This window comes from Streptomyces sp. NPDC058284 (assembly GCF_042881135.1).
In the GTDB taxonomy this organism is placed as follows: Bacteria; Actinomycetota; Actinomycetes; order Streptomycetales; family Streptomycetaceae; genus Streptomyces.
Map to the genome: position 1 here is coordinate 190,874 of NZ_JBHVYE010000009.1, position 14,377 is coordinate 205,250.

15 protein-coding genes are annotated in these 14,377 nt (G+C 71.0%); 5 read left to right on the forward strand and 10 right to left on the reverse strand.

Going from position 1 to position 14,377, the window contains the following annotated elements:
• The first annotated feature begins 6 nt into the window (after positions 1-6).
• Entirely contained in the window at positions 7-759 is a 753-nt protein-coding gene (recO, locus tag ACFVYR_RS15640) for a DNA repair protein RecO (protein WP_384255211.1), read from the forward strand.
• Positions 760-810: 51 nt separating this feature from the next.
• Positions 811-1,632, forward strand: a complete 822-nt coding sequence (locus ACFVYR_RS15645; RefSeq protein ID WP_384255213.1) for an isoprenyl transferase — start codon at positions 811-813, stop codon at positions 1,630-1,632.
• Between the two features lie 87 nt (positions 1,633-1,719).
• Here ACFVYR_RS15645 and ACFVYR_RS15650 read toward each other — a convergent pair whose 3' ends face one another.
• Genes ACFVYR_RS15650 through ACFVYR_RS15665 form a run of 4 tightly spaced genes read right to left on the reverse strand, consistent with a single transcriptional unit; the run spans position 1,720 to position 4,906 of the window.
• The gene (locus ACFVYR_RS15650) at positions 1,720-2,166 is read right to left on the reverse strand and encodes a Fur family transcriptional regulator (protein ID WP_384255216.1); all 447 of its coding nucleotides are present in this window, start codon (positions 2,164-2,166) and stop codon (positions 1,720-1,722) included.
• Between the two features lie 25 nt (positions 2,167-2,191).
• On the reverse strand, positions 2,192-3,082 hold the full coding sequence (locus tag ACFVYR_RS15655; protein WP_384255218.1) for a metal ABC transporter permease: 891 nt from the start codon (positions 3,080-3,082) through the stop codon (positions 2,192-2,194).
• 16 nt (positions 3,083-3,098) lie between these two features.
• Positions 3,099-3,899, reverse strand: a complete 801-nt coding sequence (locus ACFVYR_RS15660; protein ID WP_384255220.1) for a metal ABC transporter ATP-binding protein — start codon at positions 3,897-3,899, stop codon at positions 3,099-3,101.
• A 32-nt stretch (positions 3,900-3,931) separates the two neighbouring features.
• Entirely contained in the window at positions 3,932-4,906 is a 975-nt protein-coding gene (locus ACFVYR_RS15665; RefSeq protein ID WP_384255223.1) for a metal ABC transporter solute-binding protein, Zn/Mn family, read from the reverse strand.
• A 174-nt stretch (positions 4,907-5,080) separates the two neighbouring features.
• Between ACFVYR_RS15665 and ACFVYR_RS15670 the strand changes: the two genes are divergently transcribed.
• Positions 5,081-6,460, forward strand: coding sequence for a glycine--tRNA ligase (locus ACFVYR_RS15670; RefSeq protein WP_384255225.1), 1,380 nt, complete (start codon positions 5,081-5,083; stop codon positions 6,458-6,460).
• Positions 6,461-6,509: 49 nt separating this feature from the next.
• On the opposite strand, the gene ACFVYR_RS15675 is transcribed toward ACFVYR_RS15670, so the two are convergent.
• On the reverse strand, positions 6,510-7,406 hold the full coding sequence (locus ACFVYR_RS15675) for a helix-turn-helix transcriptional regulator (RefSeq protein ID WP_384255228.1): 897 nt from the start codon (positions 7,404-7,406) through the stop codon (positions 6,510-6,512).
• Positions 7,407-7,484: 78 nt separating this feature from the next.
• Here ACFVYR_RS15675 and ACFVYR_RS15680 point away from each other — a divergent pair, with 78 nt between their 5' ends.
• Positions 7,485-7,910 carry a VOC family protein gene (locus ACFVYR_RS15680; RefSeq protein ID WP_384255230.1) on the forward strand — a complete coding sequence of 142 codons (426 nt, stop codon included), beginning with the start codon at positions 7,485-7,487 and terminating at the stop codon, positions 7,908-7,910.
• Positions 7,911-7,916: 6 nt separating this feature from the next.
• On the opposite strand, the gene ACFVYR_RS15685 is transcribed toward ACFVYR_RS15680, so the two are convergent.
• The 5 genes from ACFVYR_RS15685 to ACFVYR_RS15705 all read right to left on the reverse strand — a co-directional run bounded on the left by ACFVYR_RS15685 (position 7,917) and on the right by ACFVYR_RS15705 (position 13,319).
• Positions 7,917-8,291, reverse strand: coding sequence for a hypothetical protein (locus ACFVYR_RS15685; protein WP_384255233.1), 375 nt, complete (start codon positions 8,289-8,291; stop codon positions 7,917-7,919).
• 45 nt (positions 8,292-8,336) lie between these two features.
• Positions 8,337-8,921, reverse strand: a complete 585-nt coding sequence (locus ACFVYR_RS15690; protein ID WP_384255235.1) for a TetR family transcriptional regulator — start codon at positions 8,919-8,921, stop codon at positions 8,337-8,339.
• A gap of 25 nt (positions 8,922-8,946) precedes the next feature.
• Complete coding sequence (locus ACFVYR_RS15695; protein ID WP_384255237.1) at positions 8,947-9,963, reverse strand: aldo/keto reductase; 1,017 nt, start codon at positions 9,961-9,963, stop codon at positions 8,947-8,949.
• 83 nt (positions 9,964-10,046) lie between these two features.
• Positions 10,047-11,501 (reverse strand): MFS transporter, encoded by a 1,455-nt coding sequence (locus ACFVYR_RS15700; RefSeq protein ID WP_384255240.1) that lies wholly within the window; start codon positions 11,499-11,501, stop codon positions 10,047-10,049.
• A gap of 150 nt (positions 11,502-11,651) precedes the next feature.
• Positions 11,652-13,319 carry an MFS transporter gene (locus ACFVYR_RS15705; RefSeq protein WP_384255242.1) on the reverse strand — a complete coding sequence of 556 codons (1,668 nt, stop codon included), beginning with the start codon at positions 13,317-13,319 and terminating at the stop codon, positions 11,652-11,654.
• Between the two features lie 229 nt (positions 13,320-13,548).
• On the opposite strand from ACFVYR_RS15705, the gene ACFVYR_RS15710 reads away from it, so the two are divergent.
• Positions 13,549-14,373, forward strand: coding sequence for a helix-turn-helix transcriptional regulator (locus ACFVYR_RS15710; RefSeq protein WP_384255387.1), 825 nt, complete (start codon positions 13,549-13,551; stop codon positions 14,371-14,373).
• Positions 14,374-14,377 lie beyond the last annotated feature (4 nt).

Below are 14,377 nucleotides of genomic sequence, written 5' to 3' on the forward strand. Positions count from 1 at the left end.
TCGGCAATGAGTCTCTTCAGGGACGACGGCATCGTGTTGCGCACCCAGAAGCTGGGCGAAGCGGACCGCATCATCACGCTGCTCACGCGCGGTCACGGGCGGGTACGCGCCGTGGCTCGCGGGGTGCGCCGCACCAAGTCCAAGTTCGGGGCGCGGCTCGAACCCTTCTCCCACGTCGACGTGCAGTTCTTCGCGCGGGGGAGCGAACTCGTCGGGCGCGGGCTTCCCCTGTGTACGCAGAGTGAGACGATCGCCCCGTACGGCAGCGGGATTGTCACGGACTACGCGCGCTACACGGCCGGGACGGCCATGCTGGAGACCGCCGAGCGGTTCACCGACCACGAGGGTGAGCCGGCCGTGCAGCAGTATCTGCTGCTCGTCGGCGCGCTGCGGGTCCTGGCCCGCGGCGAGCACGAGCCCCACCTCGTGCTCGACGCCTTCCTGCTCCGCTCCCTGGCCGTCAACGGCTACGCGCCGAGCTTCACCGACTGCGCGAAGTGCGGCATGCCGGGACCGAACCGCTTCTTCTCCGTCGCGGCGGGCGGATCGATTTGCGTCGACTGCCGGGTGCCCGGCAGCGTCGTGCCGTCGGCGGAGACGCTCACGCTGCTCGGCGCGCTGCTGACCGGCGACTGGGAGACGGCGGACGCGTGCGAGGCGCGGCACGCCAGGGAGGGCAGCGGGCTTGTTTCCGCCTATCTGCACTGGCACCTGGAGCGCGGACTGCGCTCCCTGCGGTACGTAGAGAAAAGTACGTGAGCACGTGAGTACGTCGCGTGCGGTGAACAGCTAGGTAGGAGAGAGCCCCCCATGGCACGACGCGGAATCCTCGGACGGTCCCGCCGTGAGTACACGCAGCCCGAGCCGCACCCCTCGGGCGCCCGGCCGCCGAAGATCCCCGGTGAGCTCGTCCCGCGGCACGTGGCGATCGTCATGGACGGCAACGGACGCTGGGCCAAGGACCGTGGCCTGCCGCGCACCGAGGGGCACAAGGTCGGCGCCGAGCGCGTCCTCGACGTGCTCCAGGGCAGCATCGAGATGGGCGTCGGGGCGATCTCGCTGTACGCCTTCTCCACGGAGAACTGGAAGCGGTCCCCGGACGAGGTGAAGTTCCTGATGAACTTCAACCGCGACTTCATCCGCAAGACCCGCGACCAGCTGGACGACCTCGGCGTGCGGGTGCGCTGGGTGGGCCGGATGCCCAAGCTGTGGAAGTCGGTCGCCAGGGAGCTGGAGATCTCCCAGGAGCAGACCAAGGACAACGACAGGCTCACTCTGTACTTCTGCATGAACTACGGCGGCCGCGCCGAGATCGCGGACGCCGCCCAGGCGATGGCGGAGGACGTGAAGGCGGGGCGGCTCAACCCGTCCAAGGTCAACGAGAAGACCTTCGCCAAGTACCTGTACTACCCGGACATGCCGGACGTCGACCTCTTCCTGCGCCCGAGCGGCGAGCAGCGCACGTCCAACTACCTGCTCTGGCAGAGCGCCTACGCCGAGATGGTCTTCCAGGACGTCCTGTGGCCGGACTTCGACCGGCGCGACCTGTGGCGGGCCTGCCTCGAATACGCCGGGCGCGACCGCCGCTTCGGCGGCGCGATCCCCAACGAGGAGCAGATCGCGAACAGTTAGGGACCCAGGCGCAGGGACACGGACAGGGCCCGTACCGTCACACCGACGGTACGGGCCCTGTTCACGTCCGTACGGGACGGCTGCGCGTTACTTGTTCGCGCACTCCTGGCACGTGCCGAAGATCTCCACCGTGTGCGCCACGTTCACGAAGCCGTGCTCGCCCGCGATCGACTCGGCCCACTTCTCGACCGCCGGGCCCTCGACCTCGACCGCCTTGCCGCAGACGCGGCAGACCAGGTGGTGATGGTGGTCGCCGGTCGAGCAGCGGCGGTAGACCGTCTCGCCCTCGTTGGTGCGCAGGGCGTCGACCTCGCCCGCGTCGGCGAGGGACTGGAGGGTGCGGTAGACCGTGGTCAGACCGACCGAGTCGCCCTTGTGCTTGAGCATGTCGTGCAGCTCCTGGGCGCTGCGGAATTCGTCCACGTCGTCGAGCGCCGCGGCCACCGCCGCACGCTGGCGGGTCGACCTGCCTCGAACCGGGGCTCCCACGGTTGCCTCCTCGCGTTGCGCTCTGGTCTGGGCCTGCCGGGCCATTGTGCCAGGTCGGCCCGGAGCCAGGTCAGGTCTTGGCCACCGGCTGGGCCGGGACCGAGCACTCCGCGGGTTCACCGGCCGCCTCCGCGGCGGCCACGGCCCGCGCCCTGCGCCTGGCCAGCGGCGTCGCGAGCACGGTGAGGACGATGAAGGCACCGATGGTGAGCAGCACGATCGTCGCGCCGGGCGGGACGTCCTGGTAGTACGACGTCACCGTGCCGCCGAGCGTCGTCGCGATGCCGAGCGCCACCGAGATCACGAAGGTCGCCGCGAAGCTCCGGGTCAGCTGCTGCGCCGCCGCCACCGGCACCACCATCAGCGCGGAGACCAGGAGCAGGCCGACGACGCGCATGGCGACGGTGACGGTGACCGCCGCGGTGACGGCGGTGAGCAGGTTCAGGGCGCGCACCGGGAGCCCGGTCACGCGCGCGAACTCCTCGTCCTGGCTGACCGCGAAGAGCTGGCGGCGCAGCCCGACCGTGACGAGGACCACAAAGGCGGCGAGCAGGCAGATCGCCGTGACGTCCTCCTCGGAGACGGTCGAGAGCGAGCCGAAGAGGTACGACTGGAGGTTGGCGTTCGAGCCGCCGGGGGCGAGGTTGATGAACATGACGCCGCCCGCCATGCCGCCGTAGAAGAGCATCGCCAGGGCGATGTCGCCGCGCGTCTTGCCGTACCAGCGGATCAGCTCCATGACGACGGCGCCGACGATGGCGACCGCCGTCGCCATCCACACCGGCGAGGCCGAGAGCAGGAAGCCGAGGCCGACGCCGGTCATCGCGACGTGGCCGATGCCGTCGCCCATCAGGGCCTGGCGGCGCTGGACGAGGTAGATGCCGACGGCGGGCGCGGTGATGCCGACCAGGACGGCGGCGAGCAGCGCCCGCTGCATGAAGGCGTATTCGAGGATTTCCATGATTCTTCGCCCTCGGTCAGGTCAGCAGGCCGGTGCGGACCGGTTCCGCGTCGGCGGTGTGCGGGTGGACGTGGTCGTGGCCCGGCAGGGCGTGCTGCCCGACCGCGTGCGGCGGCGGGCCGTCGTGCATGACGCAGCCGTCGCGCAGGACCACGGCGCGGTCGATCAGCGGCTCGAGAGGGCCCAGTTCGTGCAGGACGAGCAGGACGGAGGCGCCCTCGGCGACCTGCTGGCGCAGGGTGGAGGCGAGCACCTCCTGGCTGGCCAGGTCGACGCCCGCCATCGGCTCGTCCATGATCAGCAGCTCCGGCCTGGAGGCCAGGGCGCGGGCGATGAGGACGCGCTGGTGCTGGCCGCCGGAGAGCGCGTTCACGGAGTCCTTGGCGCGGTCGGTGAGGCCGACGAGGTCGATGGCGCGGGCGACGGCCTCGCGGTCGGCCTTGCGGAGCACGCCGAAGCGGGCGCGGGAGAGCCGCCCGGAGGTGACGACCTCGTTGATCGTCGCGGGCACGCCGCCCGCCGCGGTGGTGCGCTGCGGTACGTACCCGACGCGGGCCCAGTCGCGGAAGCGGCGGCGCGGGGTGCCGAAGATCTCGACCTCGCCGCCGGTGACGGGGACCTGCCCTATGACGGTGCGTACGGCGGTGGACTTGCCCGAGCCGTTGGCGCCGAGCAGGGCGACGACCTCGCCGCGGCGCACGGTGAGGTCGATGCCGCGCAGGACGGGGCGCGAGCCGAGCTCGGCCGTCACCTTGCGCAGGGATATGACGGCTTCGCCGCCGTGCCTGCCGTCACCGGAACCGGCTGTCTCGCTCATGGGTCGTGCCTCCGTAGCCGCGGGAGAGGGGGTCACTTGGCGCCCAGGGCCTTCTGCAGGGCCTTGAGGTTGGACTCCATGACCTGGATGTAGTCGTCACCCTTGGACTTGCCGCGGACGATGCCCTCGATGGGGTCGAGCACGTCGGTCTTCAGGCCGGTGTCCTTGGCGAGCGTCCGCGCCGTCTTCTCGTTGACGAGCGTCTCGTAGAAGACCGTGGTGGCGCCGTCGGCCTTCGCCATCCTCTGGAGGTCCTTGACGCGCTTGGCGCTGGGCTCGGCCTCGGGGTCCAGGCCGCTGATGGCCTCCTCGGTGAGGCCGTAGCGCTCGGCGAGGTAGCCGAAGGCGGCGTGGGTGGTGATGAAGACCTTGGAGTCGGTGTCCTTCAGGCCGTTCTTGAAGGACGTGTCCAGGCCGCCGAGCTTCTTCACGAGCTTCGCGGTGTTCTTCTTGTACGTGGCCGCGTGGTCCGGGTCGGCCTTCTCCAGGGCCTTGCCGACGCCCTCGGCGACCTCGGCGTACTTCACCGGGTCGAGCCAGATGTGCGGGTCGGCGCCGTCGTGGGAGTGGCCGTGGTCCTCTTCGTCGCCGTGGTCGTGGTCGTGCTCGTCGGCGTGGCCGCCGACCTCGTTGCCGTGCTTCTCCAGGCTGGTGAGCGAGGCGGCGTCGACCTTGGTCTCGATGCCCGACTGGTCGATCGCGTCGTCCACGGCGGGCTGCAGGCCCTTGAGGTAGAGGGCGACGTCGGACTCCTCCAGCTGTCCGCGCTGCCTGGCGGACACGTCGAGGTCGTGCGGCTCCTGGCCGGGCTCGGTGAGAGTGGTGACGGAGACGTGGTCGCCGCCGATCTGCTCCGCGAGGTACTGCATGGGATAGAACGACGCCGTCACGGCCAGCTTGCCGTCCTTGCCGGCCGCGGTGGAGGTGGTGCAGGCGGTCAGGGCCGTGAGGCCGAGGACCGTCGCGGAGGCGAGGGCGGTGGCGGGTATGAGGCGTCGTACGTTCATGACAGTCATTTTCAACAAAAGTGGAAACGATTGTCAACAAGGGGTCCTGGCCAAGGCTGTAGCGGAACCGATTTGATTAGGGGGGTGAGGCCGCCGGTAACCTGAAGCATTCGCTCCCGAAGCCGCTGCTTTGGCAGTTACCGCTTCGCCCGCCGTCGTCATGAAGAGAGCACCGTGGCCGCCGACAAGATCGACACCATCGTCAGCCTGAGCAAGCGCCGTGGCTTTGTTTTCCCCTGTAGTGAGATCTACGGCGGACAGCGTGCCGCCTGGGACTACGGTCCGCTCGGCGTCGAGCTGAAGGAGAACCTGAAGCGCCAGTGGTGGCGCTACATGGTCACCTCGCGTGAGGACGTCGTCGGCATCGACTCGTCCGTGATCCTGGCCAGCGAGGTCTGGCAGGCCTCCGGCCACATCGCCACCTTCACGGACCCCCTCACCGAGTGCACCTCCTGCCACAAGCGCTTCCGCGCGGACCACCTGGAAGAGGCGTACGAGGAGAAGAAGGGCCGCGCCCCGGAGTCCCTCGCCGACGTCAACTGCCCCAACTGCGGCAACAAGGGCCAGTTCACCGAGCCCAAGCAGTTCTCCGGCCTGCTCTCCACCCACCTCGGCCCGACCCAGGACAGCGGCTCCGTCGCCTACCTGCGCCCCGAGACCGCGCAGGGCATCTTCACCAACTTCGCCCAGGTCCAGCAGACCTCGCGCCGCAAGCCGCCGTTCGGCATCGCGCAGATGGGCAAGTCCTTCCGCAACGAGATCACGCCCGGCAACTTCATCTTCCGCACCCGCGAGTTCGAGCAGATGGAGATGGAGTTCTTCGTCAAGCCGGGCGAGGACGAGAAGTGGCAGGAGTACTGGATGGAGCAGCGCTGGAACTGGTACACCGGCCTGGGCCTGCGCGAGGAGAACATGCGGTGGTTCGAGCACCCGCAGGAGAAGCTCTCCCACTACTCCAAGCGCACCGCTGACATCGAGTACCGCTTCCAGTTCGGCGGCAGCGAGTGGGGCGAGCTGGAAGGCGTCGCCAACCGCACCGACTACGACCTGTCGGCGCACTCCAAGGCCTCCGGCCAGGACCTCTCCTACTTCGACCAGGAGGCCGGCGAGCGCTACACGCCGTACGTCATCGAGCCCGCGGCCGGTGTCGGCCGCACCATGCTCGCGTTCCTGCTCGACTCGTACTTCGAGGATGAGGCGCCCAACGCCAAGGGCAAGCTGGAGAAGCGCACGGTCATGCGCTTCGACCACCGCCTCGCTCCGGTGAAGGTCGCCGTCCTGCCGCTCTCCCGTAACCCTGAGCTGTCCCCGAAGGCCAAGGGCCTCGCGGCGGCCCTCCGGCAGAACTGGAACATCGATTTCGACGACGCGGGCGCCATCGGCCGCCGCTACCGCCGCCAGGACGAGATCGGCACGCCGTACTGCGTCACCGTCGACTTCGACACCCTCGACGACAACGCCGTGACGGTGCGCGAGCGCGACTCGATGAAGCAGGAGCGGGTCTCCCTCGACCAGATCGAGGGCTACCTCGCCACGCGCCTCGTGGGCTGCTGACGCGCGTACGCCCCCTGGGTGAGATCCACGCGAAGCCCCCGGTTCCGGGTCACGGAACCGGGGGCTTCGCGCGCACGGCGGGGCTGCGGGGAGTCTGGACGAGGACCGACGCGTCCTGCGGCTGAGGGGTGAGGAGCAGCGTCATGTCGTACGCCCGGGGCGCGCTGCCGTCCCGCGGTGTGAGCTCGATGGTCCGCGGGGCGAACTCGCCGACCGACCTGCAGGCCCACCAGTCGTCCAAGTCCGGCCGCACGGATCGCAGTTGCGCCGTGAGCCGCAGGAAGCTCGCGTCCCCGGGCCGGCGGTCGGCGTGCGTGCGCAGGTGCCGGTAGAGGTCCATGGCCACGGACTCCCAGCCGGGCAGCAGCCGCTGGTGCCGTTCGTCGCCGACGAGCAGGAGCAGCAGATTGCGCCGCTCGGCGGGGAGCTCCGCGGGGTCGGGCCACACGTCGGCGTACGCGCGGTTCCGGGCGAGGATGTCCAGGGCGGGGCCGAGGAGCAGCGCCGGGCTGTCGGGCCAGCTGTCGAGCACGGCGCGGAGTGCGGGGGCGACCGGGGCGGGCGGCTCCTCGGCGGGGGGAGCGGATCCGGCGGGAGCGAACCCGACGGGAGCGAATCCGGCGAGGGCGAGGGCGTGCCGGTGGGAGGCGTCGTCGAGGCGCAGGGCGCGGGCCACGGCGTCGAGCACCTGCCGCGAGGTGTCGACGCGGCCCTGTTCAAGCCAGGTGTACCAGGCGACGGAGACCCCCGAGAGCACGGCGACCTCCTCGCGGCGCAGCCCCGAGGTGCGTCGGCGGGCGGTAGTGGGCAGCCCCACGTCGCCGGGGGAGGTCCGCTCCCGGTGGGCCCGCAGAAACCCGCCGAGTCCGCGCCGGAGCGCGGCGGTCGCGGTCGCGGCGGCGGTCTCGTTGGTGGTTGCGGTGACGGTCTCCGTCGTGGTCGCCATGGCGCCAGCCTATGACCCGGACTCACCCCCACAGATGCCCCACTGGTTGCGGTGCCCGCCGGGCCGGAGGCTGGACCCATGACTCAAACCCCTGTGATGTGGCGCCGCCGCAACGACTCCACGGACCTGACCGAACCCCGCCCCTTCATCCGCGTCTACACGGGCCCCGGCACGCTGGACGCCCTGGCCGCGTCGTACGAACGGCTGCTCGGCACCGAACGCGACATGTGGTTCACCTACCCCGAGAAGAACCTCGCCCTCGCGGCGGTCGGCGCCTTCCTCCTGATAGAGGGCACGGAGGAGACCCTGGCGCCGTTCCGCGCGACGCACGGCACACTCCTGGTCGACTCGGCGGCCACGTACCTGGACCGGCTTGCGGCGGAGGGCGCGGAGATCACCGAACCGCTGATCAAGGTCCCGACGGGCTCGGGCTTCACGGCGCGGCACCGGGACGGCACGGTGATCGAGTACGTGGAGCACCGGCCGAGGGACGACGGGCGCTAGGCGGGCCTAGTCCTCCACGTCCTCGTCCTCGTCCTCGCCCTGGGACCACGCGGCGACCGGAAGCGACAGGTAGATGCCGAAGTCGTCGCATCCGGTCGCGGCCCTGACGCCGTCGTGCAGCCGGTCCACCCGCTCCTGGCGGTTGCCGGCCCGGCTCTCGAACCACTTCGACCGGATCTCGATCACGAAGTCGAGGCCGCTGCGGTCCCACGGCCCGAGCTCACGGAAGCGCAGCTCCACGTCGCCAGGCCGCAGATCGCCGTCGTAGGGCTCCTCGGGGCACTCCACCGCCAGGGACACCAGGTGGGGGAGGACCGAACCGAGTTCGCGGAGCGTCGCTTCGGGGACGTGGGGCGCGTAAGTGATCTCGACGAGCGGCATCCGATCACTGTATCCGCGGCTCCCCGGCCCCTGTTGTGGCCCTCCCTAGGCCCGCAGGCCCCGCAGGGTCAGGTCGAGGACCGCCGTGAACGCGTCCTCGATGCCGGGGCGGGACCAGTGCGGCGCGTAGGACGGGTCGTGGAAGCGGGAGGTGGCGTCGAAGACGGCGCGGGCCGTCACCGCGGGGTCGGCGGACGCGAAGTCGCCGCTGTCCACGCCCTGTTGCACGATCGCGGTCAGCTGTCCCGTGAGTTCGGCGATGTGGTGGTCGACCACGTCGCTGTTCTCGTCGGTCAACACCAGGTACGTGGCGAAGAGTTCGGGATCGTCACCGGCCTTGTGCTGCTTGGCCTCGAAGAGCCCTGTCAGCCAGAGCCGCAGCTTCGTCGCGGGCGGCTCGGCGCCGGTGACGATCCCGGAGAGCGACTCGGACGTACGGTCCAGCCAGCGCCGTGTCACCGCGCCGCGCAGCTCCGCCTTCGTGCGGAAGTGGCGGTACACCGTGCCGTGGCTCACCCCGAGGGCGCGGGCCACGTCGACGACCGTGGCCTTGGCCGCACCGTGCCTGCGCAGCACCTCCTCGGTCGCTTCGAGGATGCGCTCGGGGGTCAGGGGAGCCGCGGTTTCCATGGCACAGACCGTACCCGTGGCCGGTTCAGCGCTCGCTGTCGAGGTGTGCCATCTGCGCCTGCGGGTAGCGCGCGCCGGCCGCCGCGTCCGCGGGCACGGCCGCCTCGATCGCCGCCAGGTCCGCGTCGTCGAGCGTCACGTCGAGGGCGCCGAGCGCCTCGTCGAGCCGGTCCCTGCGGCGCGCGCCGACCAGTGGCACGACGGCCGCGCCGTGCCGGGGGCCCTGCGCGAGGACCCAGGCGATGGCGGTCTGCGCGACGCTGACGCCCTTCTGGTCGGCGATCTTCCGCAGGGCGTCGACCAGGTCGAGGTTGCGGTCGAGGTTCTCGCCCTGGAAGCGGGGGCTCATCGAGCGGAAGTCGTTCGCGGCGAGCTGCCGGTCGCGGGTGAAGTGGCCGGAGATCAGGCCGCGCGAGAGCACGCCGTACGCCGTGACGCCGATACCCAGCCCGGCGACGGTCGGCAGGATCTCCGCCTCGATGCCGCGCGAGATGAGGGAGTACTCGATCTGCAGGTCGGAGATGGGGGCCGTGGCCGCCGCCCGGCGGATCGTGTCGGCGCCGACCTCGGAGAGGCCGATGTGCCGTACGTACCCCTTCTCGACCAGCTCCGCGATGGCGCCCACCGTCTCCTCGATCGGGACGTCGGGGTCGATGCGGGCGATGCGGTAGACGTCGATGTGGTCGACGCCGAGGCGCTGCAGCGAGTACGCGGCGAAGTTCCTGACCGCGGCCGGGCGGCCGTCGTACCCCGACCAGCCGCCGTCCGGATCGCGCAGGGCGCCGAACTTGACGCTGGTCAGCGCCTGCTCGCGGCGGGCGGCCGGGGCGGTGCGCAGGGCCTCGCCGATCAGCATTTCGTTGTGGCCCATGGCGTAGAAGTCGCCGGTGTCCAGGAGGGTGACGCCCGCTTCGAGGGCGGCGTGGATCGTCGCGATCGATTCGGTGCGGTCCGCGTCCCCGTAGAGCGCGGACATGCCCATGCAGCCGAGGCCGAGGGCGGCGGTGCGGGGGCCGGTGGTTCCGAGAGTGAGAGTGCGCATGCGTCCACGATGACATGACAGATGACAGATTTCAATATCTGTCATCTGTCAGTCGTTCCTCGCGAGCTGTCGGCTCCCGTCTGTCACCTCGCCACAGCCACCGCCTCCGGCCGCGCCTCCTTCTCCAGCCGCTCCGCCGTCCTGCGTGCCGAGTCGCGCGCCCACCGTCCGCTGGTCAGCGCCCCGAGCAGCAGTACGGCCAGACCGCAGCCCGCGATGATCCACCAGGCGGGGCGGCTCGCCTGTGTGAAGTCGTCCGCGTACGAGGAGGACGCCACGCCCGAGGCGAGGACCGCGCCGATCACCGCGACGCCCAGCGTCGTGCCGATCTGGCGGCTGGTGGACGCGACGGCCGCGGCGACGCCCGCCTGGGCACGCGGCATCCCGGAGACCGCCGTGTTGGTGATCGGCGCGTTCACGAAGCCGAAGCCGAGGCCGAAGAGGAGGTAGCCGAGGAGGCGCGTCCCGCTGGAGGCCGCCGCGTCGAACCCGGCGAAGAGGACGCCCGACGCCGTCATCGTCACCCCCGCGATCAGCAGCGGGATCCGTGGGCCGCGGCTGCCCACCAGACGGCCCGACAGCGGCCCGCAGACCAGCGCCATGGCCGCGATCGGCAGCATCCACAGCCCGGCGTGCAGGGCGTCGAGACGCAGCACGTCCTGGAGGTAGAGCGTGGAGAGGAAGAGGAAGCCGCTGAGCGACGCGAAGGCGCAGACCGCGATCACCGTCGCCCCGCTGAACGGCACCGACCGGAAGAAGCGCAGGTCGATGAGGGGCTGATCGCGGCGCGGCTCGTACCGCAGCAGCCCGGCAAGGCCGAGCACCGCCGTGCCCGCGGAGGCGAGGATCAGCGGTGAGGTCCAGCCGGCCCGCGGCGCCTCGATGATCGCGTACGTCAGCGCGCCGAGCAGCACGATCACGAGCAACTGCCCCACCGGGTCGGGGCGGCGCGGCTGCGGGGCGCGCGATTCGGGGACGTACCGCAGGGTGAGGAGGAGCGCGGCGAGGCCCACCGGCACGTTGATCAGGAAGATCGAGCGCCAGCCGACCGAGTCCACGAGGACGCCGCCGACCAGCGGGCCCGCCGCGAGCGAGATTCCGGACACGCCGCCCCAGACGCCGATGGCACGGGCCCGCTCGCGCGGCTCGGTGAACGTGTTCGTGATGATCGACATGGCGACCGGGTTGAGCATGGAGCCGCCGACCGCCTGCACCATGCGGAAGGCCACCAGGAATTCGAGGCTGGGGGCGACCGAGCAGAGCACCGAACCGAGTGTGAAGATCACGAGCCCCGCCAGGAAGATCTTGCGGCGGCCGATCCGGTCGGCGGTCGAGCCCGCGAGCATCAGGAGCGAGGCGAGGACGAGCGTGTACGCGTCCACCGTCCACTGCATCCCCGAGACGCTCGCGTCGAACTCCTTCTGCAGGGTGGGCAGCGCGACGTTCAGGACCGTGTTGTCGAGGGTGACGATGAGCAGGCTCGAACAGCAGATCGCCAGGACGAGCATCCGTCGGCGGTGAGTGAGTTCATCGGGCATCTTTCGACGGTAGTTCGGCGGAGCGCTCAGGGCGCGGGGTGGGACCGGGCGAGAGCAACGGGTGGGGGAGAGAGTGACGGGTGGGGGAGGGGGGTGACGGCCGGGAGGGTGTGACGGCCGGGAGGGGGGTGACGGGGTTGAGCGCCGGGCTCAGCTCAGCGTTCGCGGCAACCGCAGGCTCAGCAGGGCCAGGCCGAGCAGGCCCGCGAGCTGCACGCCGAGCCCGCTCACGAACGCGTCCCGCATGCCGAGGTCCGGCACCAGCGCCAGGAAGAGCGAGCCGATCGTCGCCACCCCCACGGCCAGGCACGACTGCTGCACGGTCGCGGCGAGCCCGCTGCCCGCGCCCGCCCGCGCGGCCGGAACGGCGGCGAGCGCGACGCGGTAGTAGAGCGCGAGCTGGACGCCCTGGCCGAGGCCGCAGAGGAGCAGCCCGGGGGCGAGGGCGAGAGGGTCGAGGGCGGACCACGGCGTCCACAGCACCGTAAGGCCGAGCACGGTGAGGCCCGCGACGTGCACGAGGGCGGCGCGGGTCATCGCGCGGGTGCCCCAGCGCCGCACCAGACGCGGCACGAGCATCGACGCCGGAATCTGCGTCAGACCCATCGGGACCACCGCAAGGCCCGCCTTCAACGCCCCGTAACCCAGGCCCTGCTGAAGAATGATCGCGAACCCGAACATGAAGCCGCTGAACCCGATGAAGATCGGCACACCGAGAACCAGACTCCTGCGTACGCCCGGCTCGCGCAGCAGCGACGGAGGCAGCAGCGGACTCCCACCGGTGTGCTCGGCGCGCCGCTCCACGGCCCCGAACGCCCAGCCGAGCAGCGGCGCCGCGACCAGCAGCAGTACGGACCACAGCGGCCAGCCCGTCGCGCGGCCCTCCGTCAGGGGCAGCAGCAGCGCGGTCAGCGCGCAGGCGAACAGGACCGTGCCGAGGACATCGCTCCGCGCGGGCCGCTCGGCACGGCTGTCGGGCACCGCGCGCCCGCCGATGAGCAGGGCCGCCACCGCGACCGGCACGTTGACGAGGAACACGGCGCGCCAGCCGGTACCGCCCAGGTCGGCGGCGACCAGGGCGCCGCCGAGCGCCTGCCCGAGCAGACCCGCGATACCGCTCACGGCGCCGTACAGGGCGACGGTCCGCGCTCGCCGCTCGCCGCGCGTCGTCGCGTGGATGGTCCCGAGAACCTGCGGCAGCATCAGCGCGGACGCGGCACCCTGGGCCACCCGCGCCCCCACCAGCCACCACGCGCCGGGCGCGACCCCGCAGGCCAACGAGGTCAGCCCGAAGGCGGCCACACCCCACAGGAACAGCTTCCTGCGCCCGTACGTATCGCCGAGCCGCCCCCCGAGCACGAGCAGCACGGCGTACGCCACCGCGTAGCCCGCGACGACCATCTCCAACGTGGCGGGGGAGGCGTTCAGGTCGCGCTCGATGCTGGGCAGGGCGACGTTGACGATGAAGAAGTCGATGCTGGAGAGGGAGGCGCCGAGGAGGAGGGTGAGGAGGGCGAGGGGGGTGAGGGAGGGACTGAGGGGGGTGAGGGGCGGGGTCGGACTCGCGTGGGGCTTGTCTGAGGAGTACTTGTACGAGGAGTACTTGTCCGACGGGCTGCGGCTCAGCTTGTCGGAGGAGCTGCGGACCAGCTTGCCGGGTGAGCTGCAGTCCAGGTTGTCGGAGGAGCTGCGGACCAGCTTGTCGGGTGAGCTGCAGTCCAGGTTGTCGGAGGAGCTGCGGCCCAGCTTGTCGGAGGAGTACTTGTCGGAGCGGTTGCCGTCGGAAGCGTTGCCGGTTGGCGTCGCGGGATGAGTCACGGATCGACTCTGTTCCGGTCCTCAGAGGGGTACCAGAGTGTCTTTATCCTGGTACCAGGCGAACCTGGAAACAGGCTGCGGGATGGCGCAGCCTGGACACGTGACGACGACCACGACCACGACGACTACCAGGACCACACCCACCACACCCACCACGCCCACCACGCCCACCACATCCGCCACATCCGCCCCCGCCTCGCCCTCCGCCCCGTCGGCAACCGGCGCCGAGATCCGCAGGCAGGAGCTCGCCGCCTTCCTCCGCAGCCGCCGTGAACGCGTCACGCCCGAGCAGGTGGGCCTGCCCCGCGGCACCCGGCGCCGTACGCCGGGCCTGCGCCGCGAGGAGGTCGCGCAGCTCGCCTGCGTGGGCGTCACCTGGTACACGTGGCTGGAGCAGGCGCGGTCCATCAAGGTGTCCGCGCAGGTCATCGACGCGATCGCCCGGGCGCTCCTGATGGACCCCAGCGAGCGCGCCCACCTCTTCGCGCTCGCCGGAGCCGTGGACCCGCGCCCCGAGGCGGAGTGCACCGCGCTCTCCGCGGAGGTCCGGCGGCTGCTGCGCCGCCTCGCCCCGTATCCGGCCAACGTGCAGAACGGCCGCTACGACGTGCTCGCGTACAACCGTTCCTGGACGCACGTCTTCGGCGACTTCGACGCGATGCCGCAGCGCGACCGCAACTGCCTGTGGCTCCTGGCCACCAGTGAGCGATGGCGCGCGACCTTCATCGACCGCGACGAGATGCTGCGCGATCTGGTCGCCAAGTTCCGCGGTTCCATGGCCGAGCACGGGGCCGAACCGGCCTGGAAGGAGCTGCGCGACCGGCTGGCCGGGGTCTCCGCCGAGTTCCGCGAGCTGTGGGAGCGGCACGAGGTGGCGACCATGTCTCCGCACGTCAAGCGCTACCAGCACCCCCAGGTCGGCCTGCTCCGCCTGGAACACCGCATGCTGTGGATGGCCCCGCTGACGCAGGCGTACCGCCTCATCGCCTACGTCCCCGCCGACGACGCGACGGAGGAGCGTCTGGAGCGGCTGGCGGAGCTGTCCGAGGAGTGAGGGA